This is a genomic window from Chryseobacterium limigenitum (genome assembly GCF_900114875.1).
GTDB lineage: Bacteria > Bacteroidota > Bacteroidia > Flavobacteriales > Weeksellaceae > Chryseobacterium > Chryseobacterium limigenitum.
The window spans coordinates 1-22480 of the sequence record NZ_FPKW01000028.1 but is presented as its reverse complement, the minus strand read 5'-3'; the positions used below and the strand labels follow the sequence as shown (position 1 = coordinate 22480).

The 22480-nt window shown below is 34.7% G+C and carries 19 protein-coding genes; 14 read left to right on the top strand and 5 right to left on the bottom strand.

Going from position 1 to position 22480, the window contains the following annotated elements:
* Positions 1 to 102: 102 nt before the first annotated feature.
* Complete coding sequence (locus BT156_RS20220) at positions 103 to 2454, top strand: choice-of-anchor L domain-containing protein (protein WP_072412741.1); 2352 nt, start codon at positions 103 to 105, stop codon at positions 2452 to 2454.
* A 70-nt stretch (positions 2455 to 2524) separates the two neighbouring features.
* On the opposite strand, the gene rsmA is transcribed toward BT156_RS20220, so the two are convergent.
* Positions 2525 to 3295 (bottom strand): 16S rRNA (adenine(1518)-N(6)/adenine(1519)-N(6))-dimethyltransferase RsmA, encoded by a 771-nt coding sequence (rsmA, locus tag BT156_RS20215; protein ID WP_072412740.1) that lies wholly within the window; start codon positions 3293 to 3295, stop codon positions 2525 to 2527.
* Positions 3296 to 3386: 91 nt separating this feature from the next.
* On the opposite strand from rsmA, the gene BT156_RS20210 reads away from it, so the two are divergent.
* From BT156_RS20210 to rluF, 5 genes are all read left to right on the top strand, one after another.
* A complete protein-coding gene (locus BT156_RS20210) occupies positions 3387 to 4286 on the top strand; it encodes a cell division protein FtsX (protein WP_072412739.1) in 900 nt (299 codons plus the stop codon).
* Between the two features lie 2 nt (positions 4287 to 4288).
* Positions 4289 to 4585, top strand: coding sequence for a DUF3098 domain-containing protein (locus BT156_RS20205; protein ID WP_072412738.1), 297 nt, complete (start codon positions 4289 to 4291; stop codon positions 4583 to 4585).
* An 89-nt stretch (positions 4586 to 4674) separates the two neighbouring features.
* Positions 4675 to 5493: an undecaprenyl-diphosphate phosphatase gene (locus BT156_RS20200; protein ID WP_072412737.1), complete on the top strand. Its 819-nt coding sequence runs from the start codon at positions 4675 to 4677 to the stop codon at positions 5491 to 5493.
* A 47-nt stretch (positions 5494 to 5540) separates the two neighbouring features.
* Positions 5541 to 6239, top strand: a complete 699-nt coding sequence (gene truB, locus BT156_RS20195; protein ID WP_072412736.1) for a tRNA pseudouridine(55) synthase TruB — start codon at positions 5541 to 5543, stop codon at positions 6237 to 6239.
* Between the two features lie 11 nt (positions 6240 to 6250).
* On the top strand, positions 6251 to 6976 hold the full coding sequence (gene rluF / locus BT156_RS20190) for a 23S rRNA pseudouridine(2604) synthase RluF (protein WP_072412735.1): 726 nt from the start codon (positions 6251 to 6253) through the stop codon (positions 6974 to 6976).
* 154 nt (positions 6977 to 7130) lie between these two features.
* On the opposite strand, the gene BT156_RS20185 is transcribed toward rluF, so the two are convergent.
* A complete protein-coding gene (locus BT156_RS20185) occupies positions 7131 to 8429 on the bottom strand; it encodes a ComEA family DNA-binding protein (protein WP_072412734.1) in 1299 nt (432 codons plus the stop codon).
* 137 nt (positions 8430 to 8566) lie between these two features.
* Positions 8567 to 8908, bottom strand: a complete 342-nt coding sequence (locus BT156_RS20180) for a MerR family transcriptional regulator (RefSeq protein WP_066750800.1) — start codon at positions 8906 to 8908, stop codon at positions 8567 to 8569.
* 150 nt (positions 8909 to 9058) lie between these two features.
* Here BT156_RS20180 and BT156_RS20175 point away from each other — a divergent pair, with 150 nt between their 5' ends.
* Positions 9059 to 9940, top strand: a complete 882-nt coding sequence (locus tag BT156_RS20175; protein WP_072412733.1) for an AraC family transcriptional regulator — start codon at positions 9059 to 9061, stop codon at positions 9938 to 9940.
* An 86-nt stretch (positions 9941 to 10026) separates the two neighbouring features.
* Here BT156_RS20175 and ccoG read toward each other — a convergent pair whose 3' ends face one another.
* The gene (ccoG, locus tag BT156_RS20170) at positions 10027 to 11469 is read right to left on the bottom strand and encodes a cytochrome c oxidase accessory protein CcoG (RefSeq protein ID WP_072412732.1); all 1443 of its coding nucleotides are present in this window, start codon (positions 11467 to 11469) and stop codon (positions 10027 to 10029) included.
* A gap of 258 nt (positions 11470 to 11727) precedes the next feature.
* On the opposite strand from ccoG, the gene BT156_RS20165 reads away from it, so the two are divergent.
* Positions 11728 to 12621, top strand: coding sequence for an SMP-30/gluconolactonase/LRE family protein (locus BT156_RS20165; protein WP_072412731.1), 894 nt, complete (start codon positions 11728 to 11730; stop codon positions 12619 to 12621).
* 139 nt (positions 12622 to 12760) lie between these two features.
* Here the strand turns inward: BT156_RS20165 and BT156_RS20160 are convergent, their stop codons facing one another.
* Positions 12761 to 14068, bottom strand: coding sequence for a DEAD/DEAH box helicase (locus BT156_RS20160; protein ID WP_072412730.1), 1308 nt, complete (start codon positions 14066 to 14068; stop codon positions 12761 to 12763).
* Between the two features lie 686 nt (positions 14069 to 14754).
* On the opposite strand from BT156_RS20160, the gene rpsA reads away from it, so the two are divergent.
* The 6 genes from rpsA to BT156_RS20130 all read left to right on the top strand — a co-directional run.
* Positions 14755 to 16557, top strand: coding sequence for a 30S ribosomal protein S1 (gene rpsA / locus BT156_RS20155; protein WP_072412729.1), 1803 nt, complete (start codon positions 14755 to 14757; stop codon positions 16555 to 16557).
* Positions 16558 to 16700: 143 nt separating this feature from the next.
* Complete coding sequence (locus BT156_RS20150; protein ID WP_083582421.1) at positions 16701 to 16940, top strand: T9SS type A sorting domain-containing protein; 240 nt, start codon at positions 16701 to 16703, stop codon at positions 16938 to 16940.
* A 189-nt stretch (positions 16941 to 17129) separates the two neighbouring features.
* A complete protein-coding gene (locus BT156_RS20145; RefSeq protein WP_072412728.1) occupies positions 17130 to 19739 on the top strand; it encodes a T9SS-dependent M36 family metallopeptidase in 2610 nt (869 codons plus the stop codon).
* Positions 19740 to 19869: 130 nt separating this feature from the next.
* Positions 19870 to 20850, top strand: coding sequence for an EamA family transporter (locus BT156_RS20140; RefSeq protein WP_072412727.1), 981 nt, complete (start codon positions 19870 to 19872; stop codon positions 20848 to 20850).
* An 84-nt stretch (positions 20851 to 20934) separates the two neighbouring features.
* Positions 20935 to 21930: an alpha/beta fold hydrolase gene (locus tag BT156_RS20135; protein WP_072412726.1), complete on the top strand. Its 996-nt coding sequence runs from the start codon at positions 20935 to 20937 to the stop codon at positions 21928 to 21930.
* Positions 21931 to 22209: 279 nt separating this feature from the next.
* A partial coding sequence (locus BT156_RS20130; RefSeq protein WP_072412566.1) for an ISAon1 family transposase N-terminal region protein occupies positions 22210 to 22480 on the top strand: 271 nt, incomplete at its 3' end.

Genomic DNA, 22480 nt, shown 5'->3' with positions numbered 1-22480 from the left:
AAAACCTCCTATTTTGGAGGTTTTTATTTTTATTAATAAAAAAGACAAATATATATGCGATATATTTAAAAAAAAATTAAATTTGTTAAAACAAAAAGTATTATGAAGAGATATCTACCGTTTTTTTTCTTTTTTTTATTCAGTTCGACATCTTTATTCTCGCAAAATGCACCACCTAGAAAACCTCAAATAAAAAAGCTTTCGGCAACTGCCAAAGCAGGGGCTCTTATTGATGTAAATGCTCCTGGATATAATGAATCGAGTTTTACGATGGAACAATTGGTGAAGGATGTATTAATATCATCAGGAACCAATTCGTGTATTACCCCCAGTGTTTCGAATGTTGTTGTAACTCCAAATTTACCGGCCACTAATGCAAATAGAGCTTGGGGTTATTTTCATAAATCAACAAGTAACTTTCCTTTTAAAGACGGGATTGTATTGGTAACCGGAAAAGCTAACCGTACAGGAAATGTTCCTGAAACAGGTCTTAGTGATGCTGTCGGGACGGGTAGCGACCCAGACTTAGTAGCAGCAACCAATCCTAGTAAGCCTTTAAATGATGCAGTAATCCTAGAGTTTGATTTTGTTCCTACTTCATCTCAGGTTAAGTTTAATTATATAATGGCTTCTGAGGAATATACAGGCAGTTATCCCTGTAGTTTTGCAGATTCATTCGCTTTATTAATTAGACCCACTTCAGGAGGGCCATATACCAATATGGCTGTATTGCCGAATGCTGGAGGTCCTGTAAGTATTACAAATATTCACCCAGCAATTACAGGTTTTGGGGGATGTGCTGCCGTAAATGAACAATACTTTGCAGGGTATAACCCTCCAATTGGTGACACCAACCTTAATGGTAGAACAGTTCCTCTTACTGCTACAGCAACTGTAGTTGCAGGACAGCAATATCATTTTAAAATGGTAATTGCTGATGCAGGAGATACTGCTTTTGATTCAGCGGTATTTTTGGAAGGTGGATCTTTTAAAATTGGGGTAGATTTATTAGATCCTTCGGGAGCTACTTTACCTTCAGATATTAATGTTTGTGATGGTGTACCGCAAGTGATCACAGCTTCTGTGAGTGATCCTAATTTATTATATCAGTGGTTCTTTAACGGAGTAGCTATTAACGGAGCTACAACAAATACAATCACGGCTACACAGCCGGGAAGTTATACGATTGAAGTAAGTGTTCCTGGTAATCCTTGTCCGGGGAAAGCATCAATTCAAATTCATGGAGGAACGACGCCGGCTGCTCAGGATGCAACTTTGCTTCTCTGTACCACTCCGGATATTACTACTTTCGACTTGTCGACAATAATGCCGGCAATAAGTACAACACCGGGTGCAATATTCCATTTTTATCAAAATCAGGCGGATGCAATCGCTCAAAACAATAATTTTATTACAACTCCATTAAACTATAATGGAACTGACGGGCAGATTCTATATGTGGTAGTTTCAAACGGAGGATTCTGTAGTAAAATGATTGAACTTAAATTATTAAAAGAAGTTACCCCAAAAGCAACTTTGGTATCCACCAGAATTAAAATTTGTCCCGGAGAATCAGTGAATTTAACAGCTACGGGAGGTAATACCTACTTATGGAATAATTTCCTGGGTACAGGACCAACTCAGACTGTTACTTTATTTAATACAACAACATTTACGGTATATGCTATCGGAGTTAAAGGATGTAAATCATTACAGCCGGCAACCATAACTGTAGAAGTGGTTCCTGAGATTGTAACTCCATTGAAAGATGTAGAAATGTGTCTTGGAGACAGAGTGATTTTAGATGCAGGAACAGGTCCTAATTATAAATATTTATGGAGTACGGGTGCTACAACACAGACAATTTCAGTAGATGAATGGGGAATTTACACAGTTGAAATTGATAACGGAATTTGTAAGAAAATATTCCCTGTGAAAGTAATGGGAGCAGCTTCGCCTTTTGTTTCTAATATCAATTATGGAAATGGAACATTGACGATCACTGCTGAAAATCCACCGATTAATAATATTCAGGGAGTTTTAGAATATTCTGTTGACGGAGGTATTAATTGGCAGCAATCGAATATATTTACAGGATTACAGAGTAATACGACATACAACATTCAGGTGAGGGTAGTAGGTACGCATTGTGTGGGAGCGCTTGAGTTCTTTACATTGCAGATTTCAAACATTATTACACCTAATCAGGATGGTGTAAACGATGTGCTGGATCTTACATCACTTGGAGAATTTAAAAACTTCACAGGTTCTATCTACGACAGATATGGAGTTGAAATGTTCAGATTCTCAAAACAAAATCCTATCTGGAATGGTACGGTAGCAGGTAAGAGATTGCCGACAGCTACTTATTGGTACAAGTTCAACTTTGATTATCCAAAATCAAAAGCTCAGATGAATTGGTCTGGTTGGATCTTACTAAAGAATAGAGAATAATAAATAGATAATGCAAATATCAAAAAAAGCCTTTCAATTTAATTTGAAAGGCTTTTTTATTTGTAAGATTTTATCGGTTTTCTTTCCAGAGTTTAGTGAAATTGATAAAGTCACCAACACTTAATTCTTCTGCTCTTTTATCCATAAACTCATGTGTTTTCAATTCTTCAGGAATTTCCAATACTTTTAAAGAGTTGGATAATTTTTTTCTCCTTTGATTAAAACCTGCTTTTACGATTTGTTTGAAAAGAACTTCATTTCCTGCCAATCCTTCTTTTGGGTTTCGGGTTAATTTAATAACTCCCGACTTTACCTTTGGAGGAGGATTGAACACGTTTTCATGCACCGTAAACAGATAAGTGACATCGTAGTATGCCTGAACCAAAACAGACAGGATACCATACTCCTTCGTTCTCGGGACAGATGCTGTTCTTTCTGCCACTTCTTTTTGGAACATTCCTACCATTTCCGGAACCAATTCATAGTGATCTATGATTTTGAAAAGGATCTGTGACGAAATATTATAAGGAAAGTTTCCAATAATAGCAATTTGATCGTTATTAATAAAATTGAAATCCTGTTTCAGAAAATCTCCTACAAAGATCTCTTCTGTAATCTTAGGATAGGTGTTTTTCAGGTACTCTATAGATTCGGTATCTATTTCAGCAAGATAAAGATTTTGTTCTTTTTCGAGAAGATATTTGGTAAGGACTCCCGTTCCCGGACCTATTTCCATGATATTCTTATAGTTCTCAAAACTAAGACCTTCTACGATTTTTCTTGCGATATTTTCATCTGTCAAAAAGTGTTGACCAAGATGCTTTTTTGCTTTTACACTCAAGTTTTTTTATGATTTTATTAACAATGATTTTCTCTATTTCGTCCCAAATTTCGGAAGTTTTTTTCTAATTTAGCCAAAAATTTTAATATTAATGGCTAAATCTGTAGATGAATTTAATAAAAAGAGACTTCGATCGAGCAATATTACTGTCGTAATAAGTATTGCCTTAGTGTTATTTTTGTTAGGATTAATGGGACTTATTTTGATCAATGCCCAGAAATATTCCGACTATATCAAGGAACAATTGGTTGTCAATGCCTACTTTGATGAAAACTATGACGCGAAAGACTCTGTAAAAATTGCAAAATTTGAAGAAGAAACTTTAAAGAAAGTACAGACTTTGGCACCTGTAAAAAAGGCGACTTACATTTCGAGAGCTGCGGCTGCAATTGAAGCGAAAAAAAGTATGGGAATCGATAGTGATGCACTTTTCGAGGAAAATATTTTCCCTTCTTCTATAGAAATTGCTCTGAAACCTGAATATGTAGACCCTGCAAAAATTGATGAAGCTATAAAAATCATCAAATCCGTTCAGGGAATTGTAGACGTGAAAAACGACAGTACCTTAATGGTAGATGTGTACAACAATCTAAGTAGAATTTTAAAATGGATTTTTGGTTTTTCTCTATTGTTTTTGGTGTTGGCGGTAGTTTTAATTAATAACTCTATCCGTCTGAAAATATTTTCAAAAAGATTTATTATCAAAACCATGCAGTTGGTAGGGGCAAAAAGGAGATTTATCTTAAAGCCTTTTATCATAGAAGCTGTTGTTTTAGGAGCTATTGGATCTTTTATCGGGCTTGCTGCTTTATGTGGTGTGTGGTATTATTTCACGAGCCAGATCGGTTCATCATTCGTACAGGATAATCAGCAGTATTTTTGGTTGATCGTTCTTGTATTGGGAGTTGGAGTTTTAATTACGGTTCTAAGTACAATCATCGCAACATGGAGATTCTTGAAATCTAACGTTGACGATTTATATTATTCTTAAAAATGAGCAAAAAAACAAATAAATTTTCTGCTGCAGATTTCGGTAAAGAAACTGAGGCTACACAGGAAAACACGTTCTATTTCGGACAGCAAAATTTCAGATGGATGCTTATTGGGTTAGCATTTATCGTTGTCGGATTTTTATTAATGATGGGACATGACGCTAATACCATTGACGGAAAATTTGATCCTAATTCCTGGAATGAAGACATATTTTCTATCAGAAGAATAAGAATTGCACCTCTGTTCATTGTAATAGGGTTTGTGATCGAAGGGTACGCGATTTTAAAAAGAAAATAATTAATTTTTATTTTAAAGATTAAGAAATAGCGAGATTTAGATGATTCTAGATTTCAATATCTCTTAATCTTTAAATTTTTATATAAACTATGGATTTAATCAAAGCAATCGTTATTGCCATTATTGAAGGGCTGACAGAATATTTGCCAATCTCTTCTACCGCACACATGGGTTTTGCAGCCAATTTAATGGGCTTGCAGGAAGATGAATTTTTAAAAATGTTTCAGGTTTCCATTCAGTTTGGAGCGATCTTGTCTGTTGTGGTGGCATATTGGAAAAAATTCTTTGACTTCAACAATATCAAGTTTTATTTTAAGTTGGCTTATGCAGTTGTACCTGCCTTGGCGTTAGGATATTTATTTGATGATAAAATTGAAGCTATTCTTGGAAATCAGATTGCAATCTCGTCTGTTTTAGTACTTGGCGGAGTTGTTTTATTGTTTGCTGATAAATGGTTTAAAAATCCAACCATCGATGATGAAAAGGGAATTACCGTAAAAAAAGCAATCACAATCGGATTCTGGCAATGTCTTGCGATGATGCCCGGAACGAGTAGAAGTGCGGCTTCCATTATTGGAGGAATGACTCAGGGATTAACGAGAAAAGCTGCTGCAGAATTCTCTTTCTTCCTGGCAGTTCCTACGATGTTGGCAGTTACTGTTTACTCTGTTTTTGTTAAAACATGGGGAAAGGAAACACCCAATCCTCAAAAAGGATACGAAATGATTATGGCATCAAACGACCACATAATGATCTTCGTGATTGGAAATGTTGTGGCATTTATTGTCGCATTAATCGCTATTAAAGCTTTCATCGGAGTTTTAAATAAATATGGTTTCAAACCTTGGGGATGGTACCGTATTTTTGTTGGATTGGCTTTGTTGATTTATTTTTATTTTTTTAAATAATCAGGTTAAAAAATTACTGATTACCAATTACATATTACTCACCATTCATGACAGCTGAAGAACTGCAATCAGGACACGTATTTTTATTAGACAAACCTCTGGATTGGACTTCTTTTCAGGCAGTTAATAAAATGAAATATAAACTCAAAAGAGAGTTTAACCTTCCTAAGAAATTTAAAATTGGCCACGCCGGAACGTTAGATCCGAGGGCAACGGGACTTCTGATTGTTTGTTGCGGGAAATTCACTAAAAAAATCCCTGAAATACAGGATGCGCCAAAAGAATATTGGACTGAAATTAAAATTGGCGTACAAACAGAATCTTACGACACCGAAAAACCCGAAATCCTTCAGCATGATTATTCACACGTTTCAGAACAACAGATAAATGAAGCTGTAATGAAGTTCATAGGAGAAATAGATCAGACACCGCCTGTTTTTTCAGCAATAAAAATTGATGGAAAAAGAGCCTATAATCTGGCCAGGGCAGGAGAGGAAGTAGAAATGAAATCCAGAAAAACTACGATTCTTTATATTGAAGACATCAAAATAGATCTCCCTTTGGTAAGCTTTACAGTAGGCTGTTCTAAAGGAACTTATATCCGAAGCCTGGCTCATGATATTGGGAAGGAATTGGGTGTTGGTGCTTATTTAACACAATTAAGACGTACAAAAATTGGGGACTATAAAATTGAAGACGCAACGACTCAGTTTTTAGACAATGATTTTAGATTTGATAATAATTAAAAACTAAACCTATGCAGGAGAAAACACGTATCAATAAATATTTATCAGAAGCCGGATACTGCTCGCGAAGAGCTGCAGATAAGCTTTTGGAAGAAGGCAGAATTACGATCAACGGAAAGGTTCCTGAAATGGGAACTAAAGTTTCTGATGAAGATATTGTGGAAGTAGACGGCAAACCAATCCGTGAATCTGAGGATGAGCCGATTTACATTGCTTTCAATAAACCTGTAGGCATCGTTTGTACAACAGATACCAAGCGTGAAATAGATAATATTATTGAGTATATCAACCATCCGAAAAGAATTTTCCCTATCGGAAGATTAGATAAGCCAAGTGAGGGATTGATTCTTTTAACCAACGACGGGGATATCGTTAATAAAATTCTAAGAGCCAGAAACAATCACGAAAAAGAATATTTGGTACGAGTAGACAAACCTACCAATCCGAAATTCTTAGATAAAATGCGAAATGGAGTTCCTATTTTGGACACAGTCACAAAAAAATGTGAAGTTGAAAAAATAGATGATATGACTTTCAGAATCGTTCTTACACAAGGCTTGAACAGGCAGATCCGTAGAATGTGCGAATACCTTGGCTACGAAGTAAAAAAGCTAAAAAGGATCCGTATCATGAACATAAAACTGGATCTTCCCGTTGGAAAATGGAGAGATTTAACGGATGTAGAACTTTCTACTTTAAATGATTTGCTTGGAGATTCTAGCAAAACGGTAGAATAGCTAGAATTTTTTTGGTTTACAATAAATATACAGATGCTTCGACTTGGCTCAGCATGACATCGCTAAAAGTTTACTGTTAAGATAAAACTGTTAGTATTAGAAATGTCATGCTGAGCGGAGTCGAAGCATTAAGGATAAAAAATTCAAAATATCACTATTTCAAATACAGCCTCATTCTCGCCTCGTACTCAGGTTTTACTTTCAATAATTTCCAGATTTTCTTTTCATCATGTTCGCTTATTCGATAGAAAATAATTTTATCCGCAGAATATTTAAAATAAGGATGATTTTTCAGCCATTCTTCGGGCGCATCAATTAATGTATATTTTACCACATTTGAAGAATTTAACGGAGCAATTGCAAGCAGTTTTTGAGTTAAATCTTTATCAATATTATAAGTTGTCAGAATTTGGTCTTTATTCACAAAACCACCTAGCTTTTTTCTAAAACCTATTATTGAACCCGCAGCTCTTTCATCCATTCCGAACTCTAAAAGCTGTTTAAAAGTAATTGAATTGAGATCTACTTTTGAAAAATCTGTTTTTTCCTGTTTGATTTCCAGTTTCTTTTCGTCAGCCTTTGCTAAATTTGATGGATTAAGCTTAATATAAGGTCTTAATTCTTCAAACTTTTCAGCGGAAATCACAAAACATTTTTGAATATCTTCTAAATTTTTAAAACTGCCTTTCAGGTTTCGGTCACGATAATTGACAATTGTATTGGCTTGTTTTTCAGAAAATCCAAAAGCTTTCCAGCCATCAATATTCATAGTATTGGGATCAAAAGAATGATAGTGAATTTTAGTTTTTCCGGTAGTAAAGTTTTTAGCAAAATTTTTAAAATTTTCAGGAGTTTTTGCAGGTAGGATCAAATAAGGTTCAAGTTTTTCATAATTTTCATCATTAATGATAAAACATTCTTTAAACTTTTCCTTGCTGACAAAACTTCCGCCCAAATAACTTTTATATTTTAAAATAGCTTCTGCCTGTCTCTCACTGAAACCCATTTTCGTCCAATCATTCACTGAATAATGATCCGGATTGAATTTCCCTGAAATACTGATGCTTTTCTTCTCAAAGCTTTTAAAATGAGCAGATTTAGCTTCTTTATTCGTTTCTGGAAGTAAAATATAGGATTTCAACTCTGCAAACTTTTCCGGTGAAACTGCATAGCATTTTTTGAATTGCTCTTTTGATGCAAATCTTCCTCCAATAATCTTTTTATAGTTTAAAATGGTTGTAATCTGTTTTTCAGTAAAGCCCAGATTTTGCCACTGTTTTTCGTCAAGGTCATTCGGTTCAAATTCGAATAAATTTAAAGGAACTGCACTTTCAGTAACAAATTTTACATCAGAAAAATCTTCTTTTTCCTTGCTCGTATATTTTTGAAATGTGAACAGAATAATCAACAGCATTCCCATGAATGCCAGTCTTTGGTAATAGTTTTTTTTCATCTTGCTGTAAACTTAATAAGAAATTTAAGTACGAGGCAATGACTAAACTAAAAATACTATTTTTTGTAATATAATTTGATGAGTAAGATTGTCAATTTAAATCTGAAAGATAATTTTTGAAAATATTTTAAAGAAAGCTATTCCGGATTATCCGCCAAAGATTCTTTAAGCTTCAATAATTCCGCTTTTACAAATTCTAATCGGTCGATAATGGTAACAGTTTCAGAGATTTTAGAATTGGTTGTCAAAGCAATTCGGGCTCCGTCCAGCGTGTAGCCTTTTTCTTTTACCAAATGGTAAATGATCTGTAGATTTTTAATGTCTTCAGGAGTGAAATATCGGTTCCCTTTTTTATTTTTTTTAGGTTTAATGATAGGGAATTCCTGCTCCCAATAACGTATTAATGAAGTGTTTACATCAAAGGCTTTGGCTACTTCTCCAATAGAATAATACAGTTTATCTGATAAATTTATCTTCATTTTACAAATCCTAAAACTCAAAGATAAATATTTTTTAAAGCTTGTAACAAATCCATAACACGAAATGTTTGTTTTTGTAGTATAAATCATGTGTAAAGTCATTTAGGAACTGTAAAATTTTTCTTTATTTTTGAGGTAAAATAAATTAGGATGAATTCTATCTCAGTCTTACATATCGATCTTTTTCAGTCTGGGAAAAATGTTTCTGATTTTTATTTTAATACGATGAAAGATCATTTGGTTTCCAGTCATAAACATATTGAGAAACCGCATCGTCACGATTTTTATGTTACCGTACTTTTTACGAAAGGAAAAGGAATTCACGAGATAGATTTCCAGAAATATGAAGTTTCTGCGGGAAGTATTTTCTTTTTGTCTCCCGGGCAGGTTCACAGTTGGGAACTTTCGGAAGATACGGATGGTTATATTTTCTTCTGTTCGCAGGAATATTACGATATGCATTATGTGAACAGGAAATTGAGGAGTTTTCCTTTTTTCAGTTCATCAACTTTTCCGAGAAAGTTTCAGTTTGAATCTGAAGATGCATTAAAAATAATTAATTTATTTCAGGAAATAGAGGAAGAGTATCATACTCAGAATATGATGAAAGATGATTTGATTCTTTCTCTTATGTCTCAGATTTATATCAATACAACAAGGCAGTTCTCTAAAAATTTTGATGAAATAAGTTCACCGACAAGTATTTCTTACTTTAAACATTATCAGGATTTCGAGAATTTGGTTGAACAATATTTTACAGGTCAAAAATCAATTGCCTATTATGCTTCTGTGATGGAAATTTCACCAAAACATTTAAACAGAATTACACAAACTGTTGTTCAGAAAACAGCAACACAAGTGATTACCGAGAGGGTAATTTTGGAAGCAAAAAGAATGTTGATGTATCTTGATGAAAGTTTAGTAGAAATCGCTTTTCGTCTCGGCTATGAAGAGTATTCTTATTTTGTGAGAGTCTTCCGAAAAGGCTCCGGAATGACTCCCACGCAATTTATAAAGAAATATAAGGCTTAATAGTTTCTGGTTGTTGGTTTTTAGTTCCTAGTTCCTAGTTTAATCTATACTCATAAACTCTCAAACGCTAAAACTCTCCAACTTATTTATAACAATAACTTAAAGGGTCCTTCAAAATTAGTATCAAAAGAATCGAGCATTTTTCCGCTCTCATCGAAGACGCCGATCGTCATGTTTTGTTTTGAAAATTTAATATCCTCTTCAGGGAAAGTGATGTTGATATTTCCTTTTAAAATTTCATCACCTTTTAAAATGATTTTTTCTGAACCAAAGAATGTTATTTCTGCATTTTTAGGATTCATTACTTTTATGGTTAACGTCTTTTTTTCGTTCGTTTTATTGAGAAGAGTGTAGATAAATGTATTCGTTATTTTTCCGTTTTTAATGAAAAAAGTTGATCCTGCCGGTTTGATGAATTTAGCTTCCATAGAACCTCGATCGTACATCAAAAATCCAAGGAAGCCGATCAATATAGCAAGAAATAAAGTCGTAGCTTTCATTCTTGAAGTAAATTTAAACTTCTCCTGATTTTCAATCTCAGCTTCTGTTGCATATCGCACCAATCCTTTTGGGAGACCTACTTTCTCCATGATTTCATCACAGGCATCGATACAGGCTGTACAATTGATGCATTCTAATTGCTGTCCGTTTCTGATGTCAATTCCTGTTGGGCAGACAACTACACATTGCTGACAATCAATACAATCTCCTTTGTCTGTAGCTTTTCTATCTTCTCCGTTTCTCCATTTTGAACGGTTTTCACCTCTTTTGAAATCGTAATAAACGTTCACGGTCTGTTTGTCAATCAATACGCCCTGAAGTCTTCCGTATGGACAAACCAAGGTGCAGACCTGCTCCCTAAGCCATGCAAAAACAAAATAAAAAGTCATTGCAAAGCCAATCATTCCTATGAATTTCAAAGAATGGTCAGCAGGACCTTCTGTCATGATCTTAAAGACTTCTTCATAACCAACGATATACATGAACATGAAATGTGAAATAATCACAGAGATCAAAATGAAAATTGACCATTTTGTTACTCTTTTTCTGATCTTTTCAGCGTCCCATTCCTGTCTGTCGAGCTTCATCTGTTTGTTTCTGTCGCCCTCGATCCAATAGTCGATTTTTCTGAAAACACCTTCCATAAAAATGGTTTGTGGACAAAGCCAGCCACAGAATATTCTACCGAAAACTACGGTAAATAACATGACAAAAATGACTGAAGTAACGGCTCCTAAAGCCAGAATAAAGAAATCCTGAAGATAGAACGGCTGCCCAAATATGAAAAACCGCCTGTCGATAACATTGATCAATAAAAAAGGATTATTGTTGATCTTTACAAAAGGTAATCCAAAGAATAGAGCTAGTAGGAAGTAACTTACATAATTCCTATAGTTCGTGTATTTTCCTTTTGGCTTTCGTGGGAAAACCCATTTTCGGCTTCCGGTTTCATCCATCGTGCCTACCGAATTTCTAAAAGCTTCATTTTCAGTATCTGAAGTTTTAATATCGCCGGATTGTATGCTCATCGCTTAGATTGTTTTTAATTTGAAACGTCATATCAAACTTGATTTATTTCTCATTTTACGTATCAGATAACGAAGAAAAAATCTTTTGATTAGATTACTGCAAAGCTCTGGATTAAACCAATTAATTACTAATACCATCTACTTACAAAATAGGATAATTGGGACATTTTAATTTTATATTTTAATATCTCAAAGTGATAAAATAAACTTTGAATCTTATTCCTGATATCGTAAATTGTAACCGTTAAAAAATGGAGAATGAAAAATATCTTTAGAATCAGCCTGATTGGTTTGGTTTTCGCATTAGTAAATTGTAAATCAGTAAATTATAGTAATATGTTTTATGATGGTGTAAAGCCGGAAAGGGTTTCTGATAAATTCAGTTTTACGGAAGGCCCGTCTTCGGATAGAGAGGGGAATGTATATTTTACAGACCAACCCAATGATAAGATCTATTATTGGGACTGGAAGACCAACCAGGTAATTGTTTTCTTGGATAAATCGGGGAGAGCCAACGGAACACATTTTGATAAAGATGATAATCTGATCACTTGTTCGGATGACAATGGCGAAATCTGGAAGATATCAAAAGATAAAAAAATACAGGTTTTATCAAAAGGTTTTGAAGGAAAAAGGCTGAATGGGCCTAACGATGTCTGGAACGACGAATTTGGCGGAATGTACTTCACCGATCCTTTGTATAAAAGGGATTATTGGGTGAATTTCAAACAGGAAATTCCGCATAAAAGTTTGTATTACAGAAATAAAGATGGAAAAATAACGAAACTTGAAACTTTCACTCAACCCAACGGAATTGTCGGAAGTGAAAAATATAAGAAACTTTATGTTTCAGATATTGATGCCGGAAAAACCTACGTTTATGATATTTTAGGCGAAGGAAAATTATCTGAGAAAAGATTATTCTGCGAAATGGGTTCAGACGGAATGACGCTCGACAAGCACGGGAATCTTTATTTAACAGGAAAAGGAGTAACCATTTTTAATCGCGACGGAAGAAAGATGTATCAAATTCCAATTGATGAAGAATGGACTTCCAACGTTACTTTCGGAGGAAAGAATAACGAGATTTTATTCATCACAGCTTCAAAATCTGTGTATACTTTACCGACAAAGGTAAAGGGAGTGAGATAATATTTATTCACAAAAATATCATTGCGAGGAGTGAAACGACGAAGCAATCTCAACTAAATTTACAAAACTTATTTGTATTTTTGAGATTGCTTCACCTTCGGTTCGCAATGACAATTTTTTGTTCATTAATGGTTCAAATTTAATAAGCAACCTCCATCTTCACCTTCTTACCTTTCAGTTTTTCAGCGCTCAATGTATCCAATAATGTTTTAACTTTATTTCTTGAAACGGCAACATAAGAAGTCGTATCTTTTACTTCAATTAAGCCAATATCTTCTTTTCTAAGTTGTCCTTTTTTAATCAGATAACCCACGATATCCACTTTATTCACTTTGTCTTTTTTTCCGGCACTGATGTAAACCGTTTGAAAAGGTGTTTTTTCAGGAAATGTATTGAATCCTTCAACGCTTTCTTCAGGAGTATCATTTTTAATAAATGGAAAATTTTCTTCCGCAGTCATGATCAGGTAAGCAAAACCTTTAGCGTTCATTCTCGCGGTACGACCGTTTCTGTGAATAAAAGCATCTTCTTTATAAGGTAATTGATAATGAACGATCGATTCAACTTCCGGAACGTCCAAGCCTCTTGAAGCTAAGTCGGTTGTAATTAAAATTCTTGCAGAATCATTTCGGAATTTCAGTAAAGCTCGTTCTCTTTCGTCCTGTTCCATTCCGCCGTGGAAAGTTTCTCTGTCGATTCCTTTTTCAGCTAAAAGGTCAGAAATACGGTCTACAGCCTCACGGTGGTTACAGAAAATCAATGTTCTTTTGTTTCCGATTTTACAGATCAAATTAAACAAAGTATCTAATTTTTCCTCAGAAATAGTCATTACTTTTCGCAATTGAATATCCGGTTTTGCATCGGCTAATTTCAAGAAATCGATGATCTTCTCATTTTTCAACCCTGTGAACTCCGGAATTTCATCCATCGCAGTAGCAGAAGTTAAAATCCTTTGAGAAAGACCTCTCAGAGAATTGGAAATGAATTCCATATCTTCATGGAAACCTAATTCCAACGCTTTATCAAACTCATCCAACACCAAAGTCTTGATCGTTTTTGGATCGAAATTGTTATTTCTTAAATGATAAGTAACTCTTCCCGGAGTTCCGATCAAAACAGCCGGAGCTTCAATTAAATTATTGACCTCTATTTTTTTATCATGACCTCCATAGCAAACAGAAACTTTAAAATCCGTTCCCATAGATTTGAAAACCTGCTCAATCTGCAATGCCAATTCTCTTGCAGGAACTAAAATTAAAGCCTGAATTCCGGAAACATCTTTTTTCAGATTTCGAAGAACAGGAAACAAAAAAGCAAGCGTTTTCCCTGAACCTGTAGGAGAAAGTAAAACAACATCAGTATTGTTTTCAGTGGTCTTGTATGTAGATTTCTGCATCTGATTCATATCCTGAATCTGCAGTTTTTGATATATTGATTCTAATTCCATTTTGCAAAGATAATAATTTAGTGAGGAGGAATTAGGATTTAGGGCTTAGTTTGTGCGACTGTCATTTTGAGCGTAGCGAAGAGGAGTGAAGAATCTTTATCTCAATAATTTAAAACTTCCATCCTCCCTCTTCCCACTTCCTTTCTTTTTTGTAGCTTTTTCCCGCTTTCCGTTGCAATCTTTTTTTTCAAAAAAGGATTTCCTCTACAATCGGGGCTAGGGTATTGGTCATTTTCATCATTTTATCACAATCAATTCAACATTCCGTTTGTCAACCAGGAAGGATCTTAATAACATTATCGGCAACACATTTTGTCATTGCGAGGAGCGAAGCGACGAAGCAATCTCTATCTTTAATAATGTATTTTTTATTGTTTAGATCCTTCCAGGATGACAAACTTTGTGTTTAAACTTGCTATTTTTATGTTTTAATGCTTCAATGAGATTGCTTCGTCGCTTCGCTCCTCGCAATGACAAAATATTTATTACTTGATTATTAGTAAGTTATAATTCAACTGAATAGCTTTAAAAGAATTGTTCATTATAAATAAATTTCATATCTTTGCACCACTTTTTGTGGGTAAGGTTTGAAAAGGTAAATTATTATAAATTAATTACTTCCGTATTTTTTAAATCCACATTTATTCAAACCATTAAAAAAGAAGGAATACAAATTTTATTAGAAAATGTCAAAAGAGACAAATTCAGCAGAGGTTATTTTAAACCAAAACGTAGCACCAGAACAATTTGATTGGGATTCTTTCGAATCAGGTCTTGATGCAGATGCGAGAAAAGAAAAAAGCGATTTAGAGGAAATCTACAACGGATCTCTTAGCAGTTTAAACGATAACGACGTTATCACTGGTAAAGTTGTAAGATTAACTGATAAAGAAGCTATCGTAGACATCGACTTCAAATCAGAAGGTGTTATTTCTCTTAACGAATTCCGTTACAACCCAGGCCTAAAAGTAGGTGATGATGTTGAAGTAATGGTAGACAGAAGAGAAGACAAAACAGGACAGTTACAGTTGTCTCACAGAAAAGCTAGAACGCTTAAAGCTTGGGATAGAGTAAACGAACTTCACGAAACTGGAGAAATCGTTAACGGTTTTGTTAAGTCTAGAACTAAAGGAGGTATGATCGTTGACGTTCACGGAATCGAAGCATTCTTACCAGGTTCTCAAATTGACGTTAAGCCAATTAAAGATTACGATCAGTTCGTAGGTAAAACTATGGAGTTCAAAGTTGTGAAAATCAACCCTGAGTTCAAAAACGTAGTTGTATCTCACAAAGCATTGATCGAAGCAGATATCGAAGGTCAGAAAAAAGAAATCATCGCTCAGCTTGAAAAAGGTCAGGTTCTTGAAGGTACTGTTAAGAATATTACTTCTTACGGTGTATTCATTGACTTAGGAGGTGTTGATGGATTGATCCACATTACAGACCTTTCTTGGTCTAGAGTGAACCACCCATCTGAAATTCTTGAGGACGGACAGACTGTAAAAGTTGTTATCCTTGATTTTGATGACGAGAAAACAAGAATCCAATTAGGTATGAAGCAATTAGAAGCTCATCCTTGGGATGCTCTTTCTGCTGACATGAAAGTTGGAGATAAAGTAAAAGGAAAAGTAGTAGTTCTTGCTGACTATGGTGCATTCGTAGAAATCGCTCCAGGTGTAGAAGGATTAATCCACGTTTCTGAAATGTCTTGGTCTACTCACTTAAGATCTGCAGGTGATTTTGTGAAAGTAGGTGATGAAGTTGAAGCTGAAGTATTAACTTTAGATAGAGAAGACAGAAAAATCTCTCTTGGTATCAAGCAATTGTCTAAAGATCCATGGGAAAACATCGAAACTAAGTATCCGGTAGGATCTAAGCATGTAGGAACTGTAAGAAACTTTACTAACTTCGGAGTATTCGTTGAGTTAGAAGAAGGTATCGACGGTTTAATTTACATCTCTGATCTTTCTTGGACTAAGAAAATCAAGCACCCATCTGAGTTCTGTGCAGTAGGTGATAAATTAGATGTTGTAGTTCTGGAATTAGATATCCAAGCTAGAAGATTATCTCTAGGTCACAAGCAATTGACTGAGAACCCATGGGATAAATTCGAAACGAAGTATGCTGAGGGAACTATCCACGCTGGTAAAGCGGTAGACGTTCACGATAAAGGAGCTTCTGTACAATTCGAAGATGCTGAAGTTGAAGCATTCTGTCCTTCAAGATTATTAGAGAAAGAAGATGGATCTAAAATCAAAAAAGGTGAAGATGCTCAATTCAAAGTAATTGAATTCAACAAAGAATTCAAGAGAGTAGTAGTTTCTCATACAGGTATCTTCAGAGACGAAGAGAAGAAAAACGTAAGAGATAACTCTAACAACAACAGATCTAACAATACATCGTCTTCTTCAAACAACGAAGAAAGATCAACTCTTGGTGATATCGATGCATTAGCAGAATTGAAAAGAAAAATGGAAGAAGGTAAATAATCCCTAAACCATTTCTGAATATGAGCCACTCGTTTGAGTGGCTTTTTTTATGGTTAAAATTTTAAGATTTCGCATTAATAATAAATTATTTCCACAATATATCACTATTTGTAGAAAAAAATATTATTTTTGGTCGAAATTAAATAACAAATAAACTTACTCCAAATCCTACAAACGGTGTATTTAAGGTAATTTTAGATAAAGATATTACAGCAGGATCATTAATGGTTAAAGATGTTAGCTGGAATACAGTTTACAAAACATCATTTAAAGATCAAAAAGACATTGAAGTTGATATACATTCTCAAAACCAAGGAATTTATATTGTAAGAGTAACTTCAGATAAAAATGAAACATATTCTGAAAAATTGATTAAAAAATAATTATGATAAAATAATTGAAAAGAGACTCCTTTTTGGCGGTCTTTTTTTTGTTGGGTAAGTCTTTTGAGAGGTTGTTAATTAAGGTTTGATTGAAAATAATTAATCATATGCTTATTATTTTATAAAAAATATAAATAAAATATTTTCTAATTATGAATTATTTGTAAATTAGCGCCTTTATTAGTGTATATGAAAAAGATAACTCTACCTCTTTTATTTGCTGCATTCGCAGTACTTCCTTCTGCTTTATTCGGACAAGATAATGAGAAGTTGATTAAAGATTATATTTCTCAAAACAAAATTAGAGATTATAAAAAATCAGATCTTACAAATTTCATTATTGATAATGTTGATAATTCGAAATCTCTAAATGGGAATATTGTAAAGTTTCAACAGACTTACAATGGTCTACCGGTATATAGTGCTGTAGGAACAGTACTTATTAAGGATAATAAAGTTGTTTATTACTTAGATAATTTTATTAAAGATTACACTGCATCTACACCGAGTAATGCAATAATAAACAAAAGTACGGCTCTGCAAAAAATTGCTGATGAGCTTGGGAATACAGATGTTTCTGCTTTTCCTATTCTTGGTTTCTTTGAAAAAGCCGGCAAGGCTAAAAATACAGCAAAACAAAGACTTGTATACGCTAATGATAGCAATGGAAATCTTCGTTTAGCCTACGAATATATTTTAGAGGAACCCAAGTCTGCAAACTATTGGAATATTTTAGTTGATGCAAATGATGGTAAAATTATTGAAAAAAATAACTTGACATTATCGTGTAATTTTACACAGGATGCTTATTCTTCGGATCTTTCCCATGAACATTTTGCAGATAATTCACATCAGTTAGTTGGTGCAGAAAATAAAATGCAACAGAATTTTGTTTTCTTTGCTCCCGATAATGCTTCATACAATGTATTTCCATTACCGATAGAATCACCAACATTCGGTTCAAGATCTACCATTACAAATCCTTGGATACTTGCAGCTTCACCGGAAGGCTGGCATTCTGATGTTACCACGCACTATACTACTACAAGAGGAAATAATGTGTATGCATATGAAGATACAGCAGCGACAAATAACCCCGGATTTTCTCCCGATGGAGGAGCTTCAAGAAACTTTGACTTTCCTTTTAGTATAAATGGAACATCTGCTGCTAATCAAAGCGCGGCAATTACCAATTTATTTTATTTAAATAATAGAATTCACGATGTATTTTATACATTCGGCTTTACAGAATCTGCCAGAAATTTCCAATGGAATAACTTTGGAAAAGGAGGTTTAGACGACGATGGAGTTTTTGCTGAAGCCCAAGATGGAGGAGGTCTGAATAATGCTAATTTCAATTCACCTCCGGATTATTACAATCCAAAGATGCAAATGTATTTGTGGTCTGCGGTTAACAGACTATTCTTTTATAATGCTCCCGGAGCTGCAATTCCACGTACGCCCAGGGCTGGAACAGCGCAGTTTGGACAGGCTTTAACCGCTGCCGGAGTTACAGGGAGTGTACAGTTATCATCAGTATTAGACGGATGTACGCCTTTACCTGCCAATTCACTTATTGAGAAGATTGGTTTGGTAGAAAGAGGAACATGTTCATTCGTTGTTAAAACAAAGAATTTACAGGATGCCGGAGCATTGGGTGCTATTATTTATAACAATACAGCTAATGGTTCTACTATCGGAAATATGTCCGGAGTTGATGCAACAGTTACTATTCCTTCCGTATTAATCACTAATGCTGAGGGTGAATATATTAAAACTCAACTTGCTACGGGAGCGGTAAATGTAACTTTGAAAAATGATCCTGCAACAAGTATAACTCCTGATGGAGATTTTGATAATGGTATTGTTACTCATGAATATGGACACGGAATTTCAAACAGATTAACAGGTACAGGCTACGGATGTTTAAGCTCATCTGCCGACAAAGAGCAAATGGGTGAGGGTTGGTCAGATTTCTTCGCTTTAATGTTGACAAACAAAGCGGGAGACAACGCAACAGTAGCAAGGGGAATGGGGACTTATGTGCAAGGACAGGATATTACAGGAGGTGGTATAAGACCTGCAAAATATTCTCCTAATTTTGCTATTAATGATTTCACTTATGTCGATACCAACGGGATGGAATACAATAATGGAACTGCTATCGTTCCGGATGTACATTCAATTGGTTTTGTTTGGGCGACAATGCTTTGGGATCTGCACTGGAAGTATGTTGAGAAATATGGATATTCTTCTGATGTAACGGCTAATACAACTAATGGTAGCTCAAGAGTATTACAATTGGTTACTGATGCATTGAAACTTCAGGCTTGTAACCCTACATTTATTGACGGAAGAAATGCAATATTAGCTGCTGAATTAGCTACAACAGGAGGTGTCGACAAATGTATGATCTGGAATGTTTTTGCAAAAAGAGGTTTAGGAGTAAATGCCAGTGCTGGATCTAAAACCAATATCAACGATCAGGTACAGGATCTTACGGTGCCTGCTGAATGTAACGTATTGGCAACGAATGAAGTGAAAGCTGTTAAGAATACAATTTCAATCTATCCAAACCCTGCTAAAAATGAGTTCTTTATCAACTTCCCAAGTAATACTATTGGTAAAGTAAGTGTTGAAATTTATGATATGTCCGGGAAATTAGTTTCTTCAGAAGATAAGATCTCTCCTGATGCTAAAAAAGCAATTTCTACAGATAGATTGGTAAACGGAGTGTATATGGTGAAGATAAAAGGACTAGGTTTTGATGCTTCTTCTAAAGTTATCATTAAAAAATAGTTTTTAATTTAGTAATATTATGAATCGCCGCAAGCAAAGCTTGCGGCGATTTTATTTATCTATGATACTAATCACCTTCCGACAAATTTGATTATTATGTCGTAACTTTGCCGGCTGTTTAAAAAAGATTATGAAGAAGAAAAATATACTAAAAGGAGTTTTATTTGTCGGGATTGGAGCCAGTATATATGGTATGTTAGCAACATTTGTTAAAATGGCTTATCATGACGGATATACAACTTCAGAAGTTACAACGTCGCAATTCGTGTTGGGATTGGTAGGTCTGTTGATTTTAAATTTTACTCAGACAATAACATCAAAACAAAAATTATCTTCACCAAGCGGTAAAGAAATCAAAATGCTGATGTTGGCCGGTACTTCTTTGGGTTGCACAAGCTTATTCTATTATATTGCGGTTCAGTACATCGCGGTTTCTATTGCGATTGTATTGTTGATGCAGTCTGTTTGGTTTAGTGTGGTAGTTGAAAGTTTCTTAACTAAAAAATTGCCGAATGCCAGAAAAATAGTATCCGTAGTTATCGTTCTATTAGGAACTGTTTTGGCTACAAACCTTATCAATATGGAGATCGAGCTAGACTGGCACGGTATCTTCTGGGGATTATTGGCTGCGGCATCTTACACGCTGACAATGTTTACATCCAATACTTTAGCTACCCATTTGCCGGTTTTGAGAAAAAGTATTGTGATGCTTGCTGGTGGCTCAATTGTAATATTTGCATTCTTATTTTTTGCTCAGATCGGACCAATGTATTCTGATGGCTTAAGATCCTTTTATTTGAATTTCACAGACAATACAGAGCATATCCATTCTTTTAATTATTCAATTTTATGGACGTATGGTTTTGCGCTGGCTCTGTTTGGGACAATCATTCCGCCGATTTTATTTAATATAGGTTTCCCGAATGCGGGATTAGGTTTAGGAAGTATTGTTTCATCATTGGAACTTCCGGTTTCTGTAACAATGGCTTTTGTTTTATTGGGTGAAAGAGTAGAATTGATTCAATGGCTGGGAATTGTATTGATTCTTTTTGCTATTGTTTTGATGAACTTACCTTCGAAAAAGGAAATTGCTGTTGCCGAAGTATCATAAAAAATCTTAATTAAACTAAAAATAACAAGTATAAACCGTTTCTTTTGAAGCGGTTTTTTTACTTTTATACTTAAATAAGATTTCATGAAATATTTTAAAAATGCTGTTGCTGTTATAATGCTATCGATTGCGCCAACTTTACTTTTTTCTCAGGTAAAACCATTGGATGCAGATCTTACGAATTATGAATATCCTTATGAAGTTCATTTCATTAATTTAAAATCTCAAAACAACGATCTGAAAATGGCTTATATGGACGTAAAGCCAAAAACTTCAAACGGAAAAACAATACTGCTTCTTCATGGTAAAAATTTTAACGGAGCATATTGGAAACAGACGGCAAAAGACCTTTCGGATAAAGGTTTCAGAGTAATTATACCGGATCAGATAGGATTTGGAAAGTCGTCAAAACCTCAAAGTTATCAGTTTTCATTTTCTCAATTAGCGGAAAATACAAAAGCTATTTTGGATGAACTGAAAATTGATAAAACAATCGTTTTGGGACATTCAATGGGCGGAATGGTTGCAACAAGATTTACATTGTTATATCCTGAAAAAGTTCAGAAATTAATTCTCGAAAACCCGATTGGGCTTGAAGATTATAAAACTTTTGCAGGTTACCAGACTATAGATCAGGGGTATCAGTCAGAGTTAAAAAATACGGCAGAAACGTATAAAAATTATCAGTTAAAGTTCTACTATGACAATAAATGGAAAGCAGAATATCAACCCTGGCTTGATTTGATCGCGGGCTGGACTTTACATTCCGATTATCCTAAAGTGGCTTGGGATGCAGCTTTGACATCAGATATGATTTACAATCAACCTGTTTGCTATGAGTTTAAAAATATTAAAACGCCTACTTTATTAATTATCGGGACAAGAGACAGAACAGCGATAGGAAAGGATAGAGCTCCTAAAGAATTACAGCCAAAAATGGGGCAATATCAGGAATTAGGAAAAAAGACTCAACAACAAATTGCAGGATCAAAATTAGTTGAAATTGAAAATGTAGGCCATCTTCCGCACATCGAAGTCTATGATAAATTCTGGAATGCTTTGTATGATTTTATTAAGTAAAGAAGGGAGCTGGAAGAGGGAAGTTGGAAGTTTACAGCATAGAGAATAATATAATTTAACCATTCAGTTTGTCATCCCGGAGGAGTCTAGGCTCATTTTGTAGAGATCCAATTGTGATAATCTATGTTTAGATTCCTCCGGGATGACAAATATTGTAGTTAAGTTTTAAAGCTATACTTAGAAAGAACGAGAAAATTTCCCTGGTGGCTGAGGCTCCCGAAGCCACCATGGATCAATCTCAAAAGTTGGGGAGGAAAAAAATATTGCTAATTTTGTGGAATGTTAAACGATGCCGAACTCCTCAAATTATTTTTACCTGAACTCTTGATTGAGCATTTTGAGATTGTAAAATTTGAGGAAGAAAATAAAATCCTCCACATCTATTTTGACGAGAAAAATACAGCTCCGAAAGAGTTTTCGTCTCTGTTATTGCAGTCAAAAGGTTTTGTTCCGGAAATTAGCGTTGACGATTTTCCTCTTCGTGGAAAAACAGTAAAACTCCACATCAAACGCAGAAGATGGACCGATACGAAAACCGGTAATATCATCC

What these genes read in the sequence shown, in the direction of transcription:
- BT156_RS20220 (WP_072412741.1), top strand. Translation starts at nt 103, where the DNA reads ATGAAGAGATATCTACCGTTTTTTTTCTTTTTTTTATTCAGTTCGACA.
- BT156_RS20210 (WP_072412739.1), top strand. Translation starts at nt 3,387, where the DNA reads ATGGCTAAATCTGTAGATGAATTTAATAAAAAGAGACTTCGATCGAGC.
- BT156_RS20205 (WP_072412738.1), top strand. Translation starts at nt 4,289, where the DNA reads ATGAGCAAAAAAACAAATAAATTTTCTGCTGCAGATTTCGGTAAAGAA.
- BT156_RS20200 (WP_072412737.1), top strand. Translation starts at nt 4,675, where the DNA reads ATGGATTTAATCAAAGCAATCGTTATTGCCATTATTGAAGGGCTGACA.
- truB (WP_072412736.1), top strand. Translation starts at nt 5,541, where the DNA reads ATGACAGCTGAAGAACTGCAATCAGGACACGTATTTTTATTAGACAAA.
- rluF (WP_072412735.1), top strand. Translation starts at nt 6,251, where the DNA reads ATGCAGGAGAAAACACGTATCAATAAATATTTATCAGAAGCCGGATAC.
- BT156_RS20185 (WP_072412734.1), bottom strand. Translation starts at nt 8,429, where the DNA reads ATGAAAAAAAACTATTACCAAAGACTGGCATTCATGGGAATGCTGTTG.
- BT156_RS20180 (WP_066750800.1), bottom strand. Translation starts at nt 8,908, where the DNA reads ATGAAGATAAATTTATCAGATAAACTGTATTATTCTATTGGAGAAGTA.
- BT156_RS20175 (WP_072412733.1), top strand. Translation starts at nt 9,059, where the DNA reads ATGAATTCTATCTCAGTCTTACATATCGATCTTTTTCAGTCTGGGAAA.
- ccoG (WP_072412732.1), bottom strand. Translation starts at nt 11,469, where the DNA reads ATGAGCATACAATCCGGCGATATTAAAACTTCAGATACTGAAAATGAA.
- BT156_RS20165 (WP_072412731.1), top strand. Translation starts at nt 11,728, where the DNA reads ATGAAAAATATCTTTAGAATCAGCCTGATTGGTTTGGTTTTCGCATTA.
- BT156_RS20160 (WP_072412730.1), bottom strand. Translation starts at nt 14,068, where the DNA reads ATGGAATTAGAATCAATATATCAAAAACTGCAGATTCAGGATATGAAT.
- rpsA (WP_072412729.1), top strand. Translation starts at nt 14,755, where the DNA reads ATGTCAAAAGAGACAAATTCAGCAGAGGTTATTTTAAACCAAAACGTA.
- BT156_RS20145 (WP_072412728.1), top strand. Translation starts at nt 17,130, where the DNA reads ATGAAAAAGATAACTCTACCTCTTTTATTTGCTGCATTCGCAGTACTT.
- BT156_RS20140 (WP_072412727.1), top strand. Translation starts at nt 19,870, where the DNA reads ATGAAGAAGAAAAATATACTAAAAGGAGTTTTATTTGTCGGGATTGGA.
- BT156_RS20135 (WP_072412726.1), top strand. Translation starts at nt 20,935, where the DNA reads ATGAAATATTTTAAAAATGCTGTTGCTGTTATAATGCTATCGATTGCG.